The sequence below is a fragment of the Actinoplanes sp. NPDC049802 genome (assembly GCF_040656595.1).
GTDB lineage: Bacteria > Actinomycetota > Actinomycetes > Mycobacteriales > Micromonosporaceae > Actinoplanes.
Map to the genome: position 1 here is coordinate 61,240 of NZ_JBFAMR010000023.1, position 21,368 is coordinate 82,607.

General features: G+C 71.6%; 17 protein-coding genes. 7 read left to right on the forward strand and 10 right to left on the reverse strand.

What is annotated here, in order from left to right:
- Window positions 1-88 precede the first annotated feature (88 nt).
- Complete coding sequence (gene rocD, locus AB0I88_RS18085) at window positions 89-1,303, forward strand: ornithine--oxo-acid transaminase (protein WP_361025124.1); 1,215 nt, start codon at window positions 89-91, stop codon at window positions 1,301-1,303.
- A gap of 52 nt (window positions 1,304-1,355) precedes the next feature.
- On the opposite strand, the gene AB0I88_RS18090 is transcribed toward rocD, so the two are convergent.
- Window positions 1,356-2,501 (reverse strand): FHA domain-containing protein, encoded by a 1,146-nt coding sequence (locus AB0I88_RS18090; RefSeq protein WP_361025127.1) that lies wholly within the window; start codon window positions 2,499-2,501, stop codon window positions 1,356-1,358.
- Window positions 2,502-2,644: 143 nt separating this feature from the next.
- Here AB0I88_RS18090 and AB0I88_RS18095 point away from each other — a divergent pair, with 143 nt between their 5' ends.
- A complete protein-coding gene (locus tag AB0I88_RS18095) occupies window positions 2,645-3,385 on the forward strand; it encodes a hypothetical protein (protein WP_361025130.1) in 741 nt (246 codons plus the stop codon).
- Here the strand turns inward: AB0I88_RS18095 and AB0I88_RS18100 are convergent.
- From AB0I88_RS18100 to AB0I88_RS18140, 9 genes are all read right to left on the reverse strand, one after another.
- Complete coding sequence (locus tag AB0I88_RS18100) at window positions 3,382-4,425, reverse strand: 1-acyl-sn-glycerol-3-phosphate acyltransferase (protein WP_361025133.1); 1,044 nt, start codon at window positions 4,423-4,425, stop codon at window positions 3,382-3,384. The two genes, AB0I88_RS18095 and AB0I88_RS18100, sit on opposite strands and share 4 nt — an antisense overlap.
- The gene (locus AB0I88_RS18105) at window positions 4,425-5,276 is read right to left on the reverse strand and encodes a patatin-like phospholipase family protein (RefSeq protein WP_361025136.1); all 852 of its coding nucleotides are present in this window, start codon (window positions 5,274-5,276) and stop codon (window positions 4,425-4,427) included. The genes AB0I88_RS18100 and AB0I88_RS18105 overlap by 1 nt, the downstream gene beginning before the upstream one ends.
- A gap of 73 nt (window positions 5,277-5,349) precedes the next feature.
- Window positions 5,350-5,565, reverse strand: coding sequence for a hypothetical protein (locus AB0I88_RS18110; RefSeq protein ID WP_183216903.1), 216 nt, complete (start codon window positions 5,563-5,565; stop codon window positions 5,350-5,352).
- 39 nt (window positions 5,566-5,604) lie between these two features.
- Window positions 5,605-8,787 (reverse strand): cyclic nucleotide-binding protein, encoded by a 3,183-nt coding sequence (locus AB0I88_RS18115; protein WP_361025140.1) that lies wholly within the window; start codon window positions 8,785-8,787, stop codon window positions 5,605-5,607.
- Between the two features lie 229 nt (window positions 8,788-9,016).
- Window positions 9,017-10,591 carry a trypsin-like peptidase domain-containing protein gene (locus tag AB0I88_RS18120; RefSeq protein ID WP_361025143.1) on the reverse strand — a complete coding sequence of 525 codons (1,575 nt, stop codon included), beginning with the start codon at window positions 10,589-10,591 and terminating at the stop codon, window positions 9,017-9,019.
- Window positions 10,592-10,630: 39 nt separating this feature from the next.
- Window positions 10,631-12,214: an ATP-binding protein gene (locus AB0I88_RS18125; protein WP_361025146.1), complete on the reverse strand. Its 1,584-nt coding sequence runs from the start codon at window positions 12,212-12,214 to the stop codon at window positions 10,631-10,633.
- 8 nt (window positions 12,215-12,222) lie between these two features.
- Window positions 12,223-12,936: a response regulator transcription factor gene (locus AB0I88_RS18130; RefSeq protein WP_361025149.1), complete on the reverse strand. Its 714-nt coding sequence runs from the start codon at window positions 12,934-12,936 to the stop codon at window positions 12,223-12,225.
- Between the two features lie 75 nt (window positions 12,937-13,011).
- Complete coding sequence (locus AB0I88_RS18135) at window positions 13,012-13,803, reverse strand: lysophospholipid acyltransferase family protein (protein ID WP_361025152.1); 792 nt, start codon at window positions 13,801-13,803, stop codon at window positions 13,012-13,014.
- Window positions 13,800-14,561 carry a GNAT family N-acyltransferase gene (locus tag AB0I88_RS18140; protein WP_361025155.1) on the reverse strand — a complete coding sequence of 254 codons (762 nt, stop codon included), beginning with the start codon at window positions 14,559-14,561 and terminating at the stop codon, window positions 13,800-13,802. The genes AB0I88_RS18135 and AB0I88_RS18140 overlap by 4 nt, the downstream gene beginning before the upstream one ends.
- A gap of 93 nt (window positions 14,562-14,654) precedes the next feature.
- Between AB0I88_RS18140 and AB0I88_RS18145 the strand changes: the two genes are divergently transcribed.
- The 5 genes from AB0I88_RS18145 (at window position 14,655) to AB0I88_RS18165 (ending at window position 21,344) form a co-directional block, all read left to right on the forward strand.
- On the forward strand, window positions 14,655-15,320 hold the full coding sequence (locus AB0I88_RS18145; protein ID WP_361025158.1) for a hypothetical protein: 666 nt from the start codon (window positions 14,655-14,657) through the stop codon (window positions 15,318-15,320).
- 42 nt (window positions 15,321-15,362) lie between these two features.
- Window positions 15,363-16,283: an ABC transporter ATP-binding protein gene (locus AB0I88_RS18150; protein WP_361025161.1), complete on the forward strand. Its 921-nt coding sequence runs from the start codon at window positions 15,363-15,365 to the stop codon at window positions 16,281-16,283.
- Window positions 16,280-17,086 (forward strand): ABC transporter permease, encoded by an 807-nt coding sequence (locus tag AB0I88_RS18155; RefSeq protein WP_361025164.1) that lies wholly within the window; start codon window positions 16,280-16,282, stop codon window positions 17,084-17,086. The genes AB0I88_RS18150 and AB0I88_RS18155 overlap by 4 nt, the downstream gene beginning before the upstream one ends.
- 332 nt (window positions 17,087-17,418) lie before the next feature.
- The gene (locus AB0I88_RS18160; RefSeq protein WP_361025265.1) at window positions 17,419-21,105 is read left to right on the forward strand and encodes a multifunctional oxoglutarate decarboxylase/oxoglutarate dehydrogenase thiamine pyrophosphate-binding subunit/dihydrolipoyllysine-residue succinyltransferase subunit; all 3,687 of its coding nucleotides are present in this window, start codon (window positions 17,419-17,421) and stop codon (window positions 21,103-21,105) included.
- 59 nt (window positions 21,106-21,164) lie between these two features.
- The gene (locus tag AB0I88_RS18165) at window positions 21,165-21,344 is read left to right on the forward strand and encodes a DUF6104 family protein (protein ID WP_183216924.1); all 180 of its coding nucleotides are present in this window, start codon (window positions 21,165-21,167) and stop codon (window positions 21,342-21,344) included.
- The last annotated feature ends 24 nt before the right edge of the window (window positions 21,345-21,368 follow it).

Sequence of the window (21,368 nt, forward strand, 5' to 3'; positions counted from 1 at the left end):
TGATCGACTGCACCGAGTGGCACCTGCCCGTAACTGTGGACGGCCTCGCGGACGAGGGCCGGGAGAGCATGGCAAGGGAGCACAACCTGTGACGACCGTAGAGTTCCGTACCCCGTCCGCGCTGGCCGACGCGGAGCGCTGGACCGCCCACAACTACCATCCGCTGCCGGTGGTCGTGGCCGAGGCCGAGGGCGCCTGGGTGACCGACGTGGACGGGCGCCGCTACCTGGACTTCCTGGCAGGTTATTCGGCCCTCAACTTCGGCCACCGCCACCCCGGCCTGATCGCCGCCGCGCACGCCCAGCTCGACCGGGTCACCCTGACCAGCCGGGCCTTCGTGCATGATCGGTTCGCCGCGTTCTGCCGTGGGCTGGCCGAGCTGTGCGGCAAGGATCTGGTGCTGCCGATGAACACCGGCGCCGAGGCCGTCGAGACCGCTATCAAGGTGGCCCGCAAGTGGGGTTACCGGGTCAAGGGCGTGGCCGACGAGCAGGCCGAGATCATCGTGGCGGCGGACAACTTCCACGGGCGTACCACGACGATCGTCAGCTTCTCCACCGATCCGGACGCGCGGGCCGACTTCGGGCCGTACACGCCGGGGTTCGTGGTGGTGCCGTACGGCGACGTGGACGCCGTACGGGCCGCGATCACGCCGAACACCGTGGCCGTGCTCATGGAGCCGATCCAGGGCGAGGCCGGGGTGCTGGTGCCGCCGGCCGGGTTCCTGCCGGGGGTGCGCGAGCTGTGTGACACACACAACGTGCTGATGATCGCCGACGAGATCCAGTCCGGGCTGGGGCGTACCGGGAAGACGTTCGCCATCGAGCACGAGGGCGTCGTCCCGGACATGTACGTGCTCGGCAAGGCGCTCGGCGGCGGCATCGTGCCCGTCTCCGCGGTCGCCGCCGACCAGGCCGTCCTCGGCGTGCTGCGGCCGGGCGAGCACGGCTCCACCTTCGGCGGCAATCCGCTGGCCTGCGCGGTCGGTGCCGAGGTGGTCCGGCTGCTGTCCACCGGCGAGTTCCAGGAGCGGTCGGCCCGGCTCGGCGCCCGGCTGCACGCCGGTCTGGAGGCGCTGATCGGCCGGGGTGTGGTGGCGGTTCGCGGCCGGGGGCTGTGGGCCGGGGTGGACATCGACCCGGCGTTGATGTCCGGCCGGCAGGCGTGCGAGCGGCTCGCCGAGCGGGGCGTGCTGGCCAAGGACACCCACGGGTCGACGATCCGGCTCGCGCCGCCGCTGGTGGTCACCGAGGAGGACCTGGATCACGCGCTGGCGCAGCTGGCCGCCGTACTCAAAGGTTGATCTGATCTTGCGCCGCCGCCGGGCTTTCGCCGGGTCGGCGGCGGCGCGACCTCTATCGTCCGACCGGCCGGAAAGCCATGGTGGGGGCCTCGCCCATCACCGACTCCGGCTGGACCACGCCGCCGGACGCCCACATCTTCGACCGGCCCACGTGCACCTGGGCGTAGAGCTCGACGATGTCCTCCGGCCCGAGTACCCGGCGCTCGTCCCGGCGCAGCGTGATCCGCTGATCGTCGTCGAACGATCCGCCCGGGCGGATGCCGGTGCCGTTGGTGCTGATGTCCTGCGCGGTCACCTCGCCGCCGCGCAGCGCCAGGCGGACGTGGCCCCGGCTGATCCACTTCCGGGCGTCGTCGGTGAGCCACTGGCCCAGCATGACCCCGCCGCCCTCCGGCGCCCGGCCGATCACCACGGCCTTGTCCTCGGACACCACGAACCGCTGGCGGATCACTCCGTCGATGCGCACCGAGAAGACCTCGGTGGCCGGGCGCGCACCCATGTCCTTGAGCCGGTCGCCGTGCCGCGGGCAGGTCGGCGCGCCGGCCCGCAGGGCGGGCGGCGGTTGCGACACCGGGCTGGTGAAGGTGCGCATGTCGGCGAACGGGCTGTCCGGGTCGCCGCCGTCACCGTAGGTGTTGCAGTTCATCTGCGGGCAACGCCACACCCGGGCGAGCAGCCGCTCCCCGAGCGGGGAACGCGGCACCGGCGGCGCCGTCTCGCCCCGGCCGACCCGCGCCACCAGCACCGGACCACCCTGGTTCGACACCAGTGCGAGAAGCCGGCCCGGATCGGTGACCCACGGCCGGCGGTCCCGGAAGCGGTCCTCCCGGTCACGGGTGAGCACCGGCAGGCCGAGCATCTCGGCCACCTCCAGCACCCGGTCGTCGATCTGCGGGACCACCTCGACCTTGCCGTCGTCCGCCCATCGGCGTACGACCATACGCTCGTTCGAGGTCAGGTCGGCGTCGGAGAGCAGCGCCCGGGGCGCGACCGCGTAGACCGGTACGTTCTCCTCCGCCGCATACCGCCCCAGGGCGTCGATCAGCAGACCTAGGCGGACCAGGCTGGCCGGACGGCCTCCGTCGAGGTCCGCGTAACGGACCACCTCTGACAGATCCACCACACCCCGGGCCAGCGCCGGATCGGTGGTGAGCCGGGCCTCGATGGCGTCGAGGACCTTGCTGACCTCGAATCTCACGAGTCCTCCCCTGTTGCGTACACGTGCTGGACCCTCGGACCCATCATGCCCCGCCCATGATCGCCCGGAAAAATCGGGCCGGTGTCTGTCGGACCCTGCCGCTATGGTGAGCGCCGCTCTAGTGCACAGACAGGGAGACACACATGCGGTTCCAACGGCTGGCCGTCGTCACGGTGGCGATCGCCGCCCTCGTCGGCGTCGGCGGGTGCGGCTCGTCCGCGACCGACTCGAAGCCCGCTGCCACGGCTCAGGCCGCCGACCCGCTCGCCGACTTCGTCGCCGCGTCGAAGAAGCTCGGCAGCGAGACGATGAAGATGAAGATGTCGATGCCGGGCGGCATCGAGGCGAGCGGTGTGTCCGACCTCGCCGGCAAGAAGGTCGACATGGTGATGAGCGTCGGCGCCGCCGGGCAGACCATGGAGATCGCGGTCCGCCTGATCGGCGACGAGATGTTCATGAAGTACGGGACGACCGCGGGCGCCAAGTGGTGGCGTCTCGACATCTCCAAGCTCCCGGCGAGCAGCTCGCTCAATCCGAAGAACATGGCGGACGCGTCGGCCTTCGCGCAGGCCGCCGTCAAGGTGGAGAAGAACGGGAACACGTTCTCCGGCACCCTCGACATGACCAAGTCGCCGACCGCCGACCCGGAGTCGCTGAAGGCGCTGGGCGACAAGGCGACCGCTGTTCCGTTCACCGCCGAGATGGACGACGAGGGCCGGCTCACCAAGATGGTCATCGACATGAGCTCGATGGGCGCCGGCGCCGGCAAGATGACGACGACCTACTCCGACTTCGGCACGCCGGTCTCGGTCGAGGCCCCGCCGGCCGCCGAGGTCACCGAGATGCCGGCCGAGATGCTCAAATCGCTGGGCCAGACCGCTTAGGCTTCCTGCCGCCCCGGCCGCGTCCACAGTGGCCGGGGCTCCGGCCGGTTCTCGTCGATCCACGTGTCGATGCGGGCCCACCAGTCGTAGAGCCAGTCGATCCGCTCCTGCTCCCCGGTGGGCACCTCGTCCGGCGGCACGCTCCAGAAACGCATCACCAGCCGCTTGTCCATCGGCAGCTCACGCCACACGTCGGCGATGCTCATCATCCGGTCCAGTCCGGTGTGCGCCACGAAGATCACCCCGGCGTCCGGGGCCGCGTCGATCGCGGCGAAGAGCCCGCCCGGTTTCGGCGGCAGCAGATTCTTCAGATTCTCCGCCTTCACCGCCAGGTCGTGCAGGCCCCGCGACCACAACCGGGCGACGGCGCCGGCCTTGCGGCGGTGCGTGAAGTTGCCGCCCTCCGGGAAGATCACGAAGGCGTCGTTGTCGTCCAGGCCGGTCGCCAGGTCGCCGATCTGCTGCTCCAGAGTCGCCGTCCCGGTCCGTCCCGGCGAGATGAACCGGTTGGGCAGCCGGTTCAGCAGCACATCCACCGCCGGGTCCCATTGCAGGGCCGCCTTCAGCACGATCCGCGGCTCCCGGGCGAACCAGTTGACCAGCGCGTGGATCAGGGTGAACGAGTCGCCCGGGCCGGCATGCCGGCTCACCACGATCTCCGGGCGGCCCGGCGCGGCGGTGTCCGGGTCGGTGCCGACCACGTCGATCTGCAGGTGCAGCGACCATCGGGCGAACCAGAAGAGGCTCCGCAGGAAGGCGCCGGTCAGCACGTAGTGAGCCCGCTGGAACCAGGGCCCGCGGATCTTCCAGCCGAACCCCGAGGCCACCCAGAGCGCCGCCAGCGCGATCAGCGCGACAGCGTCCCACACCAGGTAGACGACAGACAGGAAGACCAGCCGGGGCACCCGCAGCCGGCCCGGCACCAGAGGAGACACGGCCAGCGCGATCAGCAGCCAGAACGGCAGGGTGGTGAGCAGTGTGAAGGCGAGCAGCACGACGGCCGGGGCGATCACCGTGCGGCGGATCCAGACCGGGGCCATCAGCGGCCCGGCCCCGGCAACGGGTTCACGTTGGCGCTCAGGTAACGCCGGGACGCGGTGTAGGCCCGGCTGATCCGGCGGCCCACAGCGGCCATGTCCCGGTAGGCCCACGGCGAGTCGTCCCGGTTCTCCCCGCCGCCGCTCGGAAGCACATGCACGCGTACATCGTCGGGAAGCGACGCAAGCTCGCGGGCGAACCGGTGCCGCCGGGCGATCTCGAACGCCACCTGCGCCACCTCCCACGGCCGCTTCGGCACGCTGAGCTGCCGCTCCACCCGGCCGACCTGGAGCACGAAGATGAGTTTCGCCCCGAGCCGGACCGCCTCGCCGATCGGGATCGAGTTGACGATGCCGCCGTCGATGAAGTGCTCACCGTCGATCTCCATGGGCGGCAGCAACCCCGGCACCGCGGACGAGGCGACGACCGCGTCGACCAGCGGGCCGCTGTCGAACCAGTGCTCCGCCGCCCGCTCGATGCTTGCCGCACAGCAGTGGAACGGCACCTTCAGGTCGGCGAACGTGGCGTACTCCCCCAGCTCGCTCTCCAGCAGGCGGCGCAGCGGGCGGGGCGAGTGCAGATGGGTGCGGGCCGCGAACCGGCGCATCTGCCGGCCGATCGAGTCGCCGTAGACCGCCGCCGCCTCCGGCGACGTCCACAGCCGGACCAGACGCTCGGTGACCGGCTCGGCGGGCTCGGCGGCGACCAGTGCGCCGTTCACCGCGCCGATCGACGTGCCCACCACCATGTCGGGGCGGAACCCGGCGCGGAACAGCGCCCGCAGCATCCCGACCTCGACCGCGCCGAGGACGCCCCCGCCACCGAGCACGAACGCCACCGGACCGTCGACCATGCCCCCATCCTCGCACGATCTTGCACCTTGCCCGGCGACCGAGTTCGGGCGTCACCTGGGCCACGCCGCGGCCCTAGTCCAGTTCGGGCATCGCCACCGGCTGTGGTCGGGGACGGCAGGTGCCGCACTGCACCGCGTCCTCGACCACCAGAGCCTCGGCCCGGTCGCGCCGGGCCGACCGGGTCACTTCCAGCAGGTACGGCCCGAAGCGCGCGTGCTCGGCGCACACCCCGCGCCCGCAGAACCGGCAGATCGCACGCGCCCCCTCGGCGCAGAACCAGCACAGCATGGGCGGCCACTCCTTCTCTCGTCGGGAGGCCGCCCGAGATCAGTTGCTGGACGGCTCCGTGGGCGTCGGATCCGGCGGCGTGGTCGTCGGGTCCGGGTCCGGCGGCGTGGTCGTCGGGTCCGGGTCCGGCGGCGTGGTCGTCGGCTTGGGTGTCGGCTTCGTCGTGGTGGGTTTGGGTGCCGGGTTCGTCGTGGTGGGCCGCTTGGTCGGCACCGTGATCGTCGCGCCCGTGGTCGGCCGGGTAGTGGTCCGGGTCGTCGTGGGGTTCGTCGTCGTCGCGGGGTTGCCGTCGTCCGAGTCGTCGACCGGCTGGTCCGTCGTACCCGGAACGGTAGTCGGGTCGGTCGAGGGCGCCGGGGTGGCGGGCGCCTCGGCCGGGGCCGACTCCTCGGTCGGCTCCGGGGTCGGCTCGACCTCGGTCGGCGGGGCCACCGGCACGCCGTCGCCGCAGTTCAGCGGCTGCTCGTCGGCCTGGTCGCGGGTGCCGCCGACGGTCACCGCGCCGGACGAGACCGCGACATCGACGGTGTCCACCGAATACCAGGCCCGGCCGTCGCTGGTCACGTCACCCTGGGCCCGCAGCACCGTCAGGTCCAGCGGCTGGTACGCCCCGCTCGGGCTGCTCGTGTCGGCCAGCAGCCGCCCGTTCTCCAGGGTCAGCCGCGCGGACGGAGTGGACTTCCGGCCGTTCTCCACACCCACCGCGGTCACCTCGGTACGCGAGCCACCGCACAGCACCACCGCGGCGCCACCGGGGAACGTCAGCAGGGCCACGCTCCGCCCCGGCACCTCGATCTCCGCGCCGGCCGCCAGGTAGCGGCGGTCGGCCGGGACGAGTTCGATCGGCTCCCGGTCGGCGACGGCGGTGACGCTGCCGCGCTGCACGGACAACAGCACCCGCTCGGCGGGCATCTCCGCCCAGGCCGGGCCGTTGCCCACGTTCACCAGCACGCTGCCGAGCGCGAACACCAGCAGCAGGCTCACGAAACCCCACATCCGGCGTTCGAAGTGACGGTCCACGTCGTACTGCTCGTCGGCGGCCGGCGGGCCGGGTGGCACCGCGAGCGGCGGATGCGCGGCGCCGGGGCGGGCCGCCGCCGGGGTGCTCGGCCGCAACGTCGGCATCGGTACGCCGGGCCCGTACGAGCCGATGAGCGGGGGCAGGTGGGAGGCGTCCGGGATGACCCACAGCCGCACCGGGGTACGCGCCTGGGCCACCATGCCGGGGCTGCCGTCGCCGACCGGGCCGACCAGGGTGCCGCGGCGCAGCTCGACGCCGTCCGGCATGGCGATCACACCGGACTCGACGACCACCGCGTGGGTCGGGCCGGGCAGGATGACCGGCGCTCCCGGGTCCAGGTCGGCCGGATGCGCGCCGGAGATCAGGGCGAGCCGCTGGTCCTCCTCCAGCGCGGCGAGCGCCGGAGTGTCGGCGAACAGCGCCTCCGCCTCGGCGCGCTCCTGCGGCGGCGGTCCGGGCATCGGGCCGACCACGGTGGCCACCGTGGAGGCGGGCAGCGCCAGCAGGGTCACGCCGGCGGTGTGCCAGTCGAGCTGGGCGCTGCGGCCGGTGAGCGCGGTGGCCAGGCCGACCACCCCGCCGGGACCGACGTGGTGCCGGATGGTGCCGCCCGGGTCGCCGGGCCGGCGGCCGTGCAGCGCGCCCTCGGCGACCACGTAGACGGCGGTCTGGGTCTCCCCGGCCAGCACCAGTTGACGGCCGGTCGGCGGGCGCATCCAGCGGGCCCGGGCGGCGAGCGCCTGCAACGACGGGTCGGGCAGGCCGCCCAGTTCGGAGGCGCGCAGTGTGGCGACCCGGCGGGGCAGGTCGGCCTCCCGGTCGCGCTCGGCGATCCGCTGGCGCAGCCGGCGGATCGCCCGGACCAGGCGGCCGAGCAGGAAGTAGAGGGGCGGGGCGACGACACCCAGAATGATGATCAGGAGCAGCAGCGGTCCGGCGAAGCCTTCGTACCAGAGGCCGACGATCAGGCCCTCGATCCGGTCGCTCCACAGTCGATAGCCCAGCCCGATGGCGCTGACCAGCCAGAGCACGGACAGGAAGCCGTAGAGGGCGACGAGCCGGCCCTCCCGGTCCAGCGCCCGCCAGCCCGGTCCGCGGCGGCGCAGGCGGCCACCCGTCCAGGACAGCGCCCGGGCCCGGACGTCCGGGATCTCCAGCCAGTCCATCAGCAGGTACTTGCCGTCCAGCGGCAACAGCGGGCTGAGGTTGAAGAACGTGTGCAGGTAGAACAGGAACGCCAGCTTGAAGGTCACCCCGGCGATGGCGGGGATCGCGAACCCGGCCAGCTGGACCAGCCCCGCCAGGCCCAGGGCGATGGCGGGGCCGGCCGCGGTGACCGCGATCCGGGCGCGGCGGCCGGCCATCCAGACGTCGCTGGTGTCGACGAAGATCGACGGAATTCCGAAGTAGAGCATCAGGCCGGCGGCGGGGACCTCCCGGCCGACCCGTTTCGCGGCTAGCGCGTGGCCCAGCTCCTGAACCGCCAGGACCAGCACGTTGAGCGACACCAGCACCAGTGCGCCGAGCAGGTACGAGTCACTCACCAGGAAGAGGGACCGGCTGCCCCGTTGCCAGGTGCCCGCGAACAGCAGCAGGCCGAGGGCCGCCATCACCGCGCCGATCCAGACCGCCACCCTGCTGAACAGGAGCCGGCCGACCGAGTTGTACAGCGACGTGACCGCCCCGTCGACCGGGAAGGAGAGGACGGCGCGACCGCGCGCGACCGCGGCCAGGGAGTCGCCCACCCGCCGGGGCAGCGGGTCCCGGCGCAGGTCGCGCAGCGGGCGGAAGGCGTCCATCGGCAGCTCTTCGAGCATCCGGTTGGCGGCCAGGTCGGCGACCACCCGGCGGACCTGGTCGGGCGCGAGCCGCCCGGCGATCCGGGCGAACTCGGCGACCAGCCGGGCCACCGTGCTGTCGCCGTCCATCATCAGGGCGAGCTGGTACTCCTCCGGGGTCAGCCGCAGGTACGAGCTCCGGCCGCCGTCCTCGGGCGAGCGCAACATGACGTACCGGCCGCCGCGCACCGCTGTCCGGTGCCGGACCTCGATGCCGGAGCGCAGGATCGGGCGGGCGCTGGCCGGGTTGAGCCGGTCCGCCACGGTGTGCCAGAGGCCGGTGTCCGCCGGTCCAGACGGCACTCCCGGCGCTCGGCCTGCCAGGGCTTCCCAGACGTTGGTCCGGGTCTCGACATACGTCAACTCAGGAGGCCCTTCACTCCGCCGTTCTTGTGGGGATCCGCGCCGACGGCTGGCGAAGGCGTCGCCGATGGCGAATGGAGATTAGGCGCTTGCCTGCGCAAACGCGAGCCCCGGGCGATAAAACTGTCCCGTTGGTCGCTAAGGTCCCGAATCCTGGCATGACAGAACTACGGCGGGTGACGTGCCCACCCCGGGTCACGTCACCCGCCGCAGCGATAGGAGTCGATGCTTACTGTGCCTCTTGCAGGGTGACGGTCACCGACTGCTTGCTGCCGTTACGGGTGAAGGTGAGCGTCATCCGCTGCCCGACCGAACCCGCCTGGACGGCCGCGACCAGGTCGTCGGAGTCGTCGATGGCCTTGCCGTCCACCTCGGTCACCACGTCACCGGTCTGCAACTGGGCTTTGGCCGCCGCGCTGCCGGACGTGACGTTGCTGATCAGGGCGCCGCCGTTCTCCGCGTCGGCGACGCTGACGCCGAGCGCCGGGTGGCTGACCTTCTTGCCCTGCATCAGCGACTCGGCGACCTGCTTCGCTTTGTTGCTGGGGATGGCGAAACCGAGACCGATGTTGCCGGAGCTGGAGCCGGAGGTGGCGATGGCCGAGTTGATGCCGACCACCTCGCCGTTCGTGTTGACCAGCGCGCCGCCGGAGTTGCCCGGATTGATCGGGGCGTCGGTCTGGAGCAGGCCGGTCATCGTGGTGGTCTGGGACTGCTGCTGCTGCTGGCCGCCGCCGAACGGGCTCTGCTCCTCCTCGCCGCCGGACTGGATGGCCCGGTCCTTGGCGCTGATGATGCCGGCGGTGACCGAACCCTCCAGGCCGAGCGGGCTGCCCAGGGCGAGCACGGTGTCGCCGACCTGGCTCTGCGCGCTGTCGCCGAAGGTGGCCGCCTTCAGGTCGGAGACACCACTCGCCTTGATCACCGCGAGGTCGGTGCGCTCGTCGGTGCCGACGACGGTGGCCTCGGTCTTGGTGCCGTCCGCGAAGATGACCGTCACGGTCGAACCCTGGGCGGTCGAGATCACGTGGTTGTTGGTGACGATGTAGCCGTCGGCGGTCAGCACCACGCCGGAGCCCTCGCCCGAGCCGGTGGTGATCGACACGACGCTGTCCTGGACGGCGGCGGCGATCTGGGCCAGCGACGATCGGTCCACCACCCGGGTGACCGAGGAGTTGCCGCTCTGCACGGTGTTCACCGTGTTGCCGTCGTCGAGGGCCAGCGCGGTGGCGGCGCCGACCCCGCCCGCGGTCAGCGCGATCAGCAGCGCCGCCGCTCCGGCCAGGAAGATCTTGCGGCCGCGGCCCGGCTGCCGCGGGGCGCCGACGGTCTGCGGCGCGGCCCAGCCGGGCGGGACGGAGCCGTCTCCGGCCGCCTGCGCCGCCGCCGCGGCGTGCCAGGCCTGGTACGCCGACTGCTGCTGCGCATAGTCCGGAAACCCGTGCTGCTGCCCGTAGCCCGACGGGGCCTGGTATCCGTAGTGCGGGTGGCTGTAGGCCATCGGGCCGGGCTGCGCGGAGACCGGCTGGGTCGACACCGGCTGCGCGGAGACCGGCTGGGTCGACACCGGCTGCGCGGAGACCGGCTGGGTCGACACCGGCTGCGCGGAGACCGGCTGCGGCGGTTGCCAGGGCGACTGCGCCCAGGCGCCGTGCTGCTGCGGCGGCGCCGCGGACTGAGGAGCGCCGGACTGCGGTGCAACCGGCGGCTGCGCAAGAGTCGGCTGCTCAGACTCCACCCGCTCCGCACTGCTGTGATCAGCGGCGGCGTCCGCGGGCCGCGGGTTGGTCTCGTTCTCGTTCATGTAGGTAACTCTGCCCCGTCGCACTCGTACCGAACTGTGTTAGTCCTGGACGTTTTCTGTGAACCCTTTATCCGCCTTTATGGTCGGCAAAGAGACCCGGAACGTGGCACCGGCGCCGGGCTCGGACAGCACGTCGACGGAACCCTCGTGGGCCCGCACGATGGCCGCCACGATGGCCAGCCCCAGACCGGTCCCGGTCGCCTCCCGCTCGGTGTTGCGGGTCCGCGCCTCGTCCACCCGGTAGAACCGCTCGAACGCCCGGGCACGCTGCTCCGGGCTCATGCCGGGCCCGGTGTCGGACACCTCGATGACGGCCCGGCCCTCCTCCCCGGCGAACAGCCGCAACGTCACCTCGGCGTCGGGTGGCGTGTGCACCAGGGCGTTCGTCATCAGGTTGCCGATCACCTGGCGCAGCCGGGCGTCGTCGCCGTACGCCACCAGACGCTCCGGCGAGTCTCGCACCTCCAGGTCGATCCGCCGGTCCGGGGCCATCGCCTGCGCGGCCTGCACCGCGTCCATCGCCAGCACCGGCAGCTCCACCGGGGCCAGGGTGAGCGGCCGCTCCCGGTCCAGCCGGGCGAGCAGCAGCAGGTCCTCGACGAGCAGGCCCATCCGGGCGGCCTCGTCCTCGATCCGCCGGACCAGCCGGGCGACCTGCTCCGGGTCGGAGACGGCGCCCTGCCGGTACAGCTCGGCGAATCCGCGGATGGTGGTCAGTGGGGTGCGCAGCTCGTGCGAGGCGTCCGCCACGAACTGCCGCATCTTCTCCTCGGACTGCAGCGCCCGCGACTCCGACTCGAGCGCCCGCGACTCGGAGCGCTGCGCCGCGTCGGCCGCCTCCCGGGCCGCCTGCTCGGACTCGGCCCGGGCCAGGAAGGCCGCCTCGATCTGGGCGAGCATCGCGTTCAGCGCGCCGGAGAGCCGGCCCAGCTCGGTGGTGGGATGGCCGCCGGACTCCTCCGGGTCGGGCACCCGCCGGGTGAGGTCGCCGGCCGCGATGGCCGCCGCCGTGCGTTCCACCTGGATCAGCGGGATCAGGCTCTGCCGGACCAGGGCCGCGCCGACCATGGCGAGGGTGACCAGCACACCGACGCCGACCAGCACGTCCACCCAGATCAGCCGGGCGATCACGTCGTCGATGCCGGCCATCCGCTGACCGACGTGCAGGACACTGTCGTCGGGCAGGCGGCGCACCAGCATGCGCCACATGTACTTCCCGTTGCGGCCCTCCGCCGTGTAGGCCTTGCCGTCGTGGGCGGCGATCACGTCGACCCCGCTGAGCAGCCGGGGCGTGTCGTCGGCGGCCACGCCGGCGCCGACCGTGCCGACCGCGGCCTCTCCGCTGACCGAGGTGAAGGCGACGATGTAGTCGGGCGGCGCGAAGACGGCGCGGTAGTGCAGGTTGGCCATGTCGACGGCGGCGCTGTCGGCCATCACGTCGAGCTGCTTGTCCAGCCGGCCGACCATGTAGGTGTTCAGCGCGTACGTGCTGGCGGCGCTGATCAGGGTGAGCGCCGCGAAGACCAGGACCAGGACCGAGGCGACCAGCTTGGTCCGCAGCGAGATCCGGCGCAGGGTGGGATGCCGCGGGATCCGCTCACGGACCCGCTCGGTCACTGTCATGCCGCGGCCTAGACGGCTGGTTTGCGCAGCACGTAGCCGACGCCGCGCAGGGTGTGGATCAGGCGCGGCTGCACGTTGTCGACCTTGCGCCGCAGGTACGAGATGTAGGACTCGACGATGTTGTCGTCACCACGGAAGTCGTACTTCCACACGTGGTCCAGGATCTGCGCCTTGGAGAGCACCCTGTTCGCGTTGAGCATCAGATAGCGCAGCAGTTTGAACTCGGTCGGCGAGAGCTGCACCCGGGAACCGGCCCGGTAGACCTCGTGCGTCTCCTCATCCAGCTCCAGGTCGGCGAAGACCAGACGGGACGGCTGCTCGTCGGTGGCGTTGGTGCGGCGCAGCACCGCCCGGATCCGGGCGGTGAGCTCCTCCAGGCTGAACGGTTTGGTGACGTAGTCGTCGCCGCCCAGGGTCAGGCCACGGATCTTGTCGTCGGTGCCGTCCCGGGCGGTCAGGAACACCACCGGCGTCCGCTGCCCGCCCTCACGCATCAACCGGATCACCTCGAAGCCATCCAGATCGGGCAGCATCACGTCGAGGACGACCAGGTCGGGCGTCGAGTTGCGGGCGGCGCTCACGGCCGCGCTGCCGCTGGTCGCGGTGGTCACCTCGAACCCGGCGAAGCGCAGGCTGGCGGAGAGCAGCTCGAGGATGTTGGCGTCGTCCTCGACGACGAGGAGTTTCGCCTCACTCTGCTTGGGCTGGGTCTGGGTGGCCATGGCGCCATTCTTTCCCCGCCCACTGCGACTTGCCTGCACACTCGCTGAAAATTATCTGTGAGCGCCGAATCACGGTCAGGCCGCCAGGCGATAGCCCGCCCCACCGAGGCTCGCCTGGGCCGCCCGGGCCAGCGCCCGCCGGTCCGCGCCCGCCGCCGGCCGCAGCGCGGGCGCCGCCACCAGGGTCAGCGTCAGCCGGCGCACCCGGGCGACCCGGCACACCGACTCCCAGATGGTGTCGTCGGCCACGAAGGCCGCCTCGGTCGAGTCGTAGCCGATCGAGACCGGCACCACCGGGGCGCCCGCGTCGATAGCCGCCTGGAACAGCGCGGGACGGAACCTGCCCTGGTCGGGCCCGCAGTAGGTCGTACCCTCCGGAAAGAGGGCGACCGACCGGCCGGCCCGCAGCGCGGCAGCCACCTCGGCCACCGTGGCCGGCAGCGTGCTCGGCCTGGTCCGGTCGATGAAGATCGCGCCGGCCCGCCGGGAGGCGCCACCGATGCCCGGCCAGCCCGCCACGTCGTGCTTCGCCACCACGCGCACCGGCAGGAGCGCCGCCAGCGCGACCGGGTCCAGCCAGGAGACGTGGTTGGCGACCAGCAGGCTGCCGGGGCGCGGCCGCGGACCGCGCCAGACCACCCGGACCCCCAGGGCCGCGAGGATCGCGCGGGCCAGGGTCCGGGCCGCGGCGCCACGCGGGAGAACGGCGGCCGACAGACCCAGCAGGAGTACGCCGCAGAGCGCGGCCACCCGGGCGAAGGCGGCCACCGGACCGGTACGCCGGGAACCGCCGCCCCGGCATCGATCGGCGCAGCCGGAGACCGGTTGCCACAGCGTCCCGTGCTCGCCCACGACAGCGGTGGTCATCGGGACGCGCCGAGGAAGTGCCGGCGGTACCGCGGGTCCAGCCGGTCCATCGAGAACAGCACGTAGAAGTCGGCGCAGTCGAAGTCGGCGTCGTAGGCCGGCTCACCGCAGACCCAGCTGCCCAGCCGCAGGTAGCCGCGGAGCAGAGCCGGCACCGCCACCTTCGGGTCGGCGGTGACGCCCTCCGGAACGGTCCACGGGCGGCGCGGGCGGACCCGCAGCGCGGGCGGCGACAGGTGCCGGCCGTTGATCCGCTCGCGCACCCCGGCCGCGACCAGGCCCCCGTCGCCGAGCGGCACCGAGGCGCAGCCGCCCAGCCAGCGCAGGTTGTTCAGGTGCAGGTAGCGGGCGATGCCGGCCCACATCAGGTTGACCACCGCGCCGGAGCGGTGGTCCGGGTGCACGCACGAGCGGCCGACCTCCACCAGGTGGTCGCGCAGCGGGCGGAGGGCGCTCAGGTCGAACTCGGCGTCGGCGTACCGGCGGCCGGCCAGTTCGGCGGCGCGCGGCGGGAGCATCCGGTAGGTGCCGACCACCTCGCCGCTCGCGTCGTCGCGGACGAGCAGGTGGTCGCAGTAGGCGTCGAACTCGTCGGCGTCGACGCCGTCCGCGGCGCCCGGGAGCCGGGCGCCGAGCTCGCCGGCGAACACCTCGTGGCGCAGCCGCTGCGCGGCCTCGACGAGGTCCGGGCCGTCGGCGAGAAGCAGGGTGTAGCCGCTGGTCCCGGTGGGTGCGGCGGCGGTCATCAGAACTGCCATGTGACCTGTGTAAGCCCGGCGTCTGCCGATGGAGTGTCCGGATCGGTGGCGATGTGTGACCGCTGGATGAACGGCGTGTGCGAAGGTTCGGGGATGCTGATTCCGCCTCGTTTCAACGGCCCGCCCGGCTCCGGCAACGGCGGCTGGTGCGCGGGCGTCTTCGCGGCCGCGGCCGGCGCCCGGCCCGGTGGCCCGCCCCGTCAGGTGACCCTGCGGGTGCCGCCGCCCCTGGACACCCCGCTGGAGCTGCGCGACGGGTCGGTCTGGGCGGATCAGACCCTGGTCGCCGAGGTGGCCGAGGCCGCGGACGCCGGTCCCGGCGTGCCGGCCGTGCCGTTCGCCGACGCGGTGGCGGCGTCCCGCGGCTATCCCGGCTTCACCGCCCATCCGTTCCCGGGCTGCTACGTCTGCGGGCCGGACCGCGAACCCGGCGACGGGCTGCGGATCTTCCCGGGACCGCTGCCCGGGGACCGTACGGCCGCCCCGTGGACCGTTTCCGGGGAGGTCACCCCGGAGACCGTCTGGGCGGCGCTGGACTGTCCCGGCGGGTGGACGGCGATCGGCTCCGGCGGCCGGCCGTACGTGCTGGGCCGGATCACCGCGGCGGTCGACGGCCTGCCCACCCCGGGAGCCGAGTGCGTGGTGGTCGGCGCGCTGTCCGGCGTGGACGGACGCAAGGCCACGGTCGACTCGGCCCTGTACGGTCCGGATGGGCGGCGCCTGGCGCGTGCACGGGCCACGTGGCTCGCCCTGGTCTAGTACGTTGATCGTTTCCAGCTGACGGGGGAAGGAGCCGCGACCATGAGCCGGCCCAACCATGCGGAGATCAGCGTCGAGCACCTCACCAAGCAGTACTCGAAGGTGCGGGCCGTCGACGATCTCTCCTTCACGGTGCACGCCGGCCGTGTGACGGGCTTCCTGGGCCCGAACGGGGCGGGCAAGACCACCGCGTTGCGGATGATCCTGGGCCTGGTCACACCGACCTCCGGGACCGCGACCATCGGCGGCGTCCGATATGTGGACCTGCCCGATCCGATCCGCAACGTGGGCGCGATCCTGGAGGCCTCCAGCGCGCACCGCGGCCGCAGCGCCCGCAACCACCTGCGGGTGATCTGCCGCGCGGCCGGGCTGCCGGACAGCCGGGCCGACCACGTGCTCCAGATGGTCGGCCTGCACACCGTGGGCGGCCGCAAGTTCAAGGGCTACTCGCTGGGCATGAAGCAGCGGCTGGGGATCGCCGCGGCGATGCTCGGCGATCCGCGGGTGCTGATCCTGGACGAGCCGACCAACGGCCTCGACCCGGAGGGCATCCGCTGGATGCGCGACCTGCTCAAGGCGTTCGCCGCCGAGGGCCGCGCGGTTCTCGTCTCCAGCCACCTGCTCGGCGAGATGCAGCAGCTCGCCGACGACGTGGTGATCATCGCGGCCGGCCGGCTGATCCGGCAGGGCCCGGTCTCCGACGTGCTCGGCGACACGGCGGGCGCGGCCAAGGTGCGGGTCCGCACCCCGCAGCCGGAGCAGCTGGCCGCCGCGCTGCGCGACGCCCGGTTCGAGGTGTCCGCCCAGGCGGACGGTTCACTGCAGGTGCTCGGCGCGGAGCCGGCGAAGGTCGGCAACGTCGCCTTCGCCGCCGGCGTCGAGTTGCACGAGCTGATCGGGGAGGCCGCCGACCTGGAGCGGGTCTTCCTGGAACTGACGGCCGGAAAGGCGGGGGCCCGATGAGACTCGTCAGCGCCGAGTTGCTGAAGCTGCGGACCACCGCGCTCTGGTGGATCTTCGCGATCATCCTGGTGCCGCTCTGGGGTCTCGCGCTGGGCTTCAACTGGCTGACCACCGACGCGGCTCTCAGCATGAGCCCGGAGGACGTCCAGGAGGCCGGGCTCGGTGACCTGGAGCGGCTCGTCTCCGGGCTCTACACCAGTGGGCAGTTCGCCGGCGTGCTGCTGGTGCTACTGCTCAGCGCGATCCTGGTGACCAGCGAGTTCTTCCACCTGACCGCCACCTCGACGTTTCTCACCACCCCCAAACGGGAGCGGGTGATCATCGCGAAGATGATCACCGCGGTGATCATCGCGGTGATCGTCTGGCTGTTCACCACGGTGCTCAACGTGGCGATCACCCCGATCGTGCTGGGCACCATGAACCAGCCGACGTTCCTGGGTGACGCGTTCGTCTGGCAGGCGATCGGGCTCAACGGGCTGGCCTTCGTGCTGTGGGCGCTGGTCGGCGTCGGCGCGGGGGTGCTGATCCGCAGCCAGATCGGCGCGACGATCACGCTGTCCGTGGTCTACGTGATCGGCACGCAGGTGCTCAGCATCGTCTTCTTCGTGCTCAGCGAGTACGTCTGGGAGGGGTTCATGGACCTCCGGGTCCTGGTCCCGACCTTCGCCTCGGACCTGCTGATCTCCGGGCCGACGCTGGCGGAGGACCCGCCCCGGTGGGTCGGCGGCGCGATCCTCGTCGGTTACGCCGTCGTCATGTCGGTGATCGGCACGCTCGTCACCAAGCGGCGGGACATCGCGTAACCACAGTTCGGGAAACGACGCACGGCCGGCTCTCCGGCCGTGCGTTCTCGTGTGTGGAGTTCGGGCGCGCTGCGCGCCCGAACTCCACACACGGGTTTGACCAGCTAAAACATGATCCCGGGACGCTCCCGGCGCGGCCGTCGGCCGGAAATCGCACGGTGTAGTCTCGCCCCGTCGCGACGGTGCGGCGGGGACCGGAGCGGACGGCCACAAGGTGGACGTCCGAACCGACAGCGCCCATGCACGGCGTAGCCTGGACACCGAATCCTACCCGTCCCGCGTGACGGAGCAGTCACGTGATGACAAAACCGGTGAAAGAGGCGAACGCGGCAGTGTCGACGCAGCAGACTTCGCAGGACAATCCTCTCGCGGACTTCGGTCCCAACGAGTGGATCGTCGATGAGATGTACCAGCGCTACCTGGCCGACCCGACCAGTGTCGACCCCGCCTGGCACGATTTCTTCGCCGACTACAAACCGGCGACGTCCCAGGGATCGATCGCGACTCCGGACCAGGCCACGGCGGCGAACGCCACGGCCACCGCCGCCAAGGCGGGCACCGACGCCCCGGCCGCCGCCACGGTCGCGTCCGGCGAACCGGTGAGCCCGCAGGCCAAGCCGTCCGCCGCCAAGCCGGCGCCGCAGCCCACCGAGGCCGCACCGGCCGGCGCCAAGACCACCACCCTGCGCGGGGTGGCCGGCAAGATCGTGCAGAACATGGAGGCCTCCCTCCAGGTCCCCACCGCCACCTCGGTGCGGGCGATCCCGGCCAAGCTGATGGTCGACAACCGCATCGTCATCAACAACCACCTGTCCCGTGGTCGCGGTGGCAAGGTCAGCTTCACCCATCTCATCGGCTGGGCCCTGGTCCGCGCGGTCGTCGCCCACCCGGAGATGAACAACACCTACGCCGAGATCGACGGCAAGCCCACGCTGGTCCAGCCGGAGCACGTCAACCTGGGCATCGCGATCGACCTGGTCAAGAAGGACGGTTCCCGCACGCTGGTGGTGCCGTCGGTCAAGAAGTGCGAGACGCTCGACTTCCGCGGCTTCTGGCAGGCCTATGAGGACATCGTCCGGCGCGCCCGCCGCAACGAACTGACCATGGAGGACTACTCCGGCACCACGATCTCGCTGACCAACCCCGGCGGCATCGGCACGGTCCACTCCATCCCCCGGCTGATGAGCGGGCAGAGCGCCATCATCGGTGTCGGCGCCATGGAGCATCCGGCGCCCTACTCCGGGATGAGCGACGAGACCCTCGCCGACCACGGCGTGAGCAAGGTCACGACGCTGACGAGCACCTACGACCACCGGGTCATCCAGGGCGCGCAGTCCGGCGAGTTCCTCAAGGTGATGCACGAGCTGCTGCTCGGCGGGCACGGCTTCTACGACGAGATCTTCACCTCGCTGCGGATCCCGTACGAGCCGGTCCGCTGGGTGCGCGACGTGGCCCGCACCTCCGAGGGCCAGATCGACAAGGCCGCCCGGGTGGTCGAGCTGATCCACGCGTACCGGGTGCGCGGTCACCTGATGGCCGACACCGACCCGCTCGAGTTCACCATCCGCAAGCACCCCGACCTGGACGTGCTCCAGCACGGTCTGACCCTGTGGGACCTGGACCGCACCTTCCCGGTCGGCGGCTTCGCCGGCAAGCAGCGGATGAAGCTGCGTGACGTGCTCGGCGTCCTGCGTGACACCTACTGCCGCCGGGTCGGCATCGAGTACATGCACATCCAGGACCCGGAGGAGCGCCGCTGGATCCAGGAGCGCATCGAGGTCAAGTACGCCAAGCCGGACCCCGACGAGCAGAAGCACATCCTGCACCGGCTCAACGCCGGCGAGGCGTTCGAGACGTTCCTGCAGACCAAGTTCGTCGGGCAGAAGCGGTTCTCGCTGGAGGGCGGCGAGTCGCTGATCCCGCTGCTCGACGCGGTGCTCCAGTCGTCCGCCGAGGCGGGGCTGGACGAGATGGTGATCGGCATGGCCCACCGTGGCCGGCTGAACGTGCTCACCAACATCGTCGGCAAGCCGTACGAGAAGATCTTCAACGAGTTCGAGGGTCAGATGGACCCGAAGTCGGCGCACGGCTCCGGTGACGTCAAGTACCACCTCGGACAGACCGGGAAGTACACGACGCCCGACGGCGAGTACTCGACCACCGTCAGCGTGGTCGCCAACCCGTCCCATCTGGAGGCCGTCGACCCGGTCCTGGAGGGCATCGTCCGCGCCAAGCAGGACCGCCTCGACCTGGGCCTGCACGGCTACACGGTGCTGCCGGTGCTGGTGCACGGCGACGCCGCGTTCGCCGGTCAGGGCGTGGTCGCCGAGACGCTGAACCTGTCGCAGCTGCGCGGTTACCGCACCGGCGGCACGGTCCACGTGATCGTGAACAACCAGGTCGGCTTCACCACCGCCCCGGAGTACAGCCGCTCCTCGATGTACTCGACCGACGTGGCCCGGATGATCCAGGCCCCGATCTTCCACGTGAACGGCGACGACCCCGAGGCCGTGGTCCGGGTCGCGAAGCTGGCGTTCGAGTACCGGCAGTCGTTCAACAAGGACGTCGTGATCGACATGATCTGCTACCGGCGCCGCGGTCACAACGAGGGCGACGACCCGTCGATGACCAACCCGCGGATGTACCAGATCATCGACACCAAGCGCAGCGTGCGGAAGCTCTACACCGAGGAGCTGATCGGCCGCGGCGACATCACCGTGCGGGAGGCCGAGGAGCAGCTGCGCGACTACCAGGGCCGGCTCGAGGAGGTCTTCAAGGCCACCCGGGACGCGGCGGGCAGCCCGCCGCGGTCGCGGATCATCGCCGAGGAGCCGGAGCCCGAGGTGGAGACCGCCGTCGACGCGGAGGTGGTGCGCTCCGTCGGCCAGGCCCACGTCGAGCTGCCCGAGGGCTTCACCCCGCACAAGCGCGTCCAGCAGCTGCTCGACCGGCGGGCCAAGATGTCCACCGACGGCGGCATCGACTGGGGGTTCGGTGAGCTGATCGCCTTCGGCTCGCTGCTCCACCAGGGTGTCACCGTCCGCCTCGCCGGTCAGGACTCGCGGCGTGGCACGTTCGTCTCCCGGCACGCCGCGATCGTCGACGCGAAGAGCGGCAAGGACTTCCTTCCGCTCTCCACGCTGGCCACCGGCAGCGCCCGGTTCTTCGTGCACGACTCGCTGCTCAGCGAGTACGCGGCGATGGGCTTCGAGTACGGCTACTCGGTGGAGAACCCGGAGGCGCTGGTCCTCTGGGAGGCCCAGTTCGGTGACTTCGTCAACGGCGCCCAGTCGATCGTGGACGAGTTCATCTCCTCCGGCGAGGTGAAGTGGGGCCAGCAGTCCTCGCTGGTGCTGCTGCTCCCGCACGGCATGGAGGGCCAGGGCCCGGACCACTCGTCCGGCCGCCCGGAGCGGTTCCTGCAGCTCTGCGCGCAGGACAACATGCGGGTGGCGAACCCGACCACCCCGGCGAACTACTTCCACCTGCTGCGCCGCCAGGCCCTGTCGACCAAGCGCAAGCCGCTGGTCGTCTTCTCGCCGAAGTCGCTGCTGCGGCACAAGCTGGCGGTCTCCTCGGTGAACGACTTCACCCAGGGCACCTTCCAGCCGGTCCTCGGCGACGCCGGCAACGGCGGCCGGCATCTGGAGACCGGCTCGGTGAAGCGGGTGCTGCTCTGCTCCGGCAAGGTCTACTACGACCTGCTGCAGGCGCGCGGCGACCGGGACATCCTCGACACCGCGATCATCCGGATGGAGCAGATCTACCCGCTGCCGGTCGAGGAGCTCAAGGCCGTCCTGTCGCAGTACCCGAACGCCGAGGACTTCGCCTGGGTGCAGGAGGAGCCGGCCAACCAGGGCGCCTGGTCGTTCGTCGCGCTCAACCTGCTGGAGCACCTGGAGGGTGTCCGCCTGCGGCGGATCTCCCGCCCGGCCGCGGCCGCCCCGGCGGTCGGCTCGGCGAAGATGCACGACGCCGAGCAGGCCGCGCTGATCGAGGCCGCGCTGCCGCGCCCGTGACACACTGAAAGGCAGGGGCCGCGCCGGGAGACCGGAGCGGCCCCTCCTAATATCCGGATATGTACTTCACCGATCGCGGCATCGAGGAACTGGTCCAGCGGCGCGGCGAGGAGACCGTGACGCTGGAGTGGCTCGGCGAGCAACTGCGCACCTTCGTCGACATGAACCCGGAGTTCGAGACCCCGATCGAGCGTCTCGCCACCTGGCTGGCCCGCGGGGACGAGGACGACGAGGACTAGTTCATCGCGGATCCAGGCCCTTTG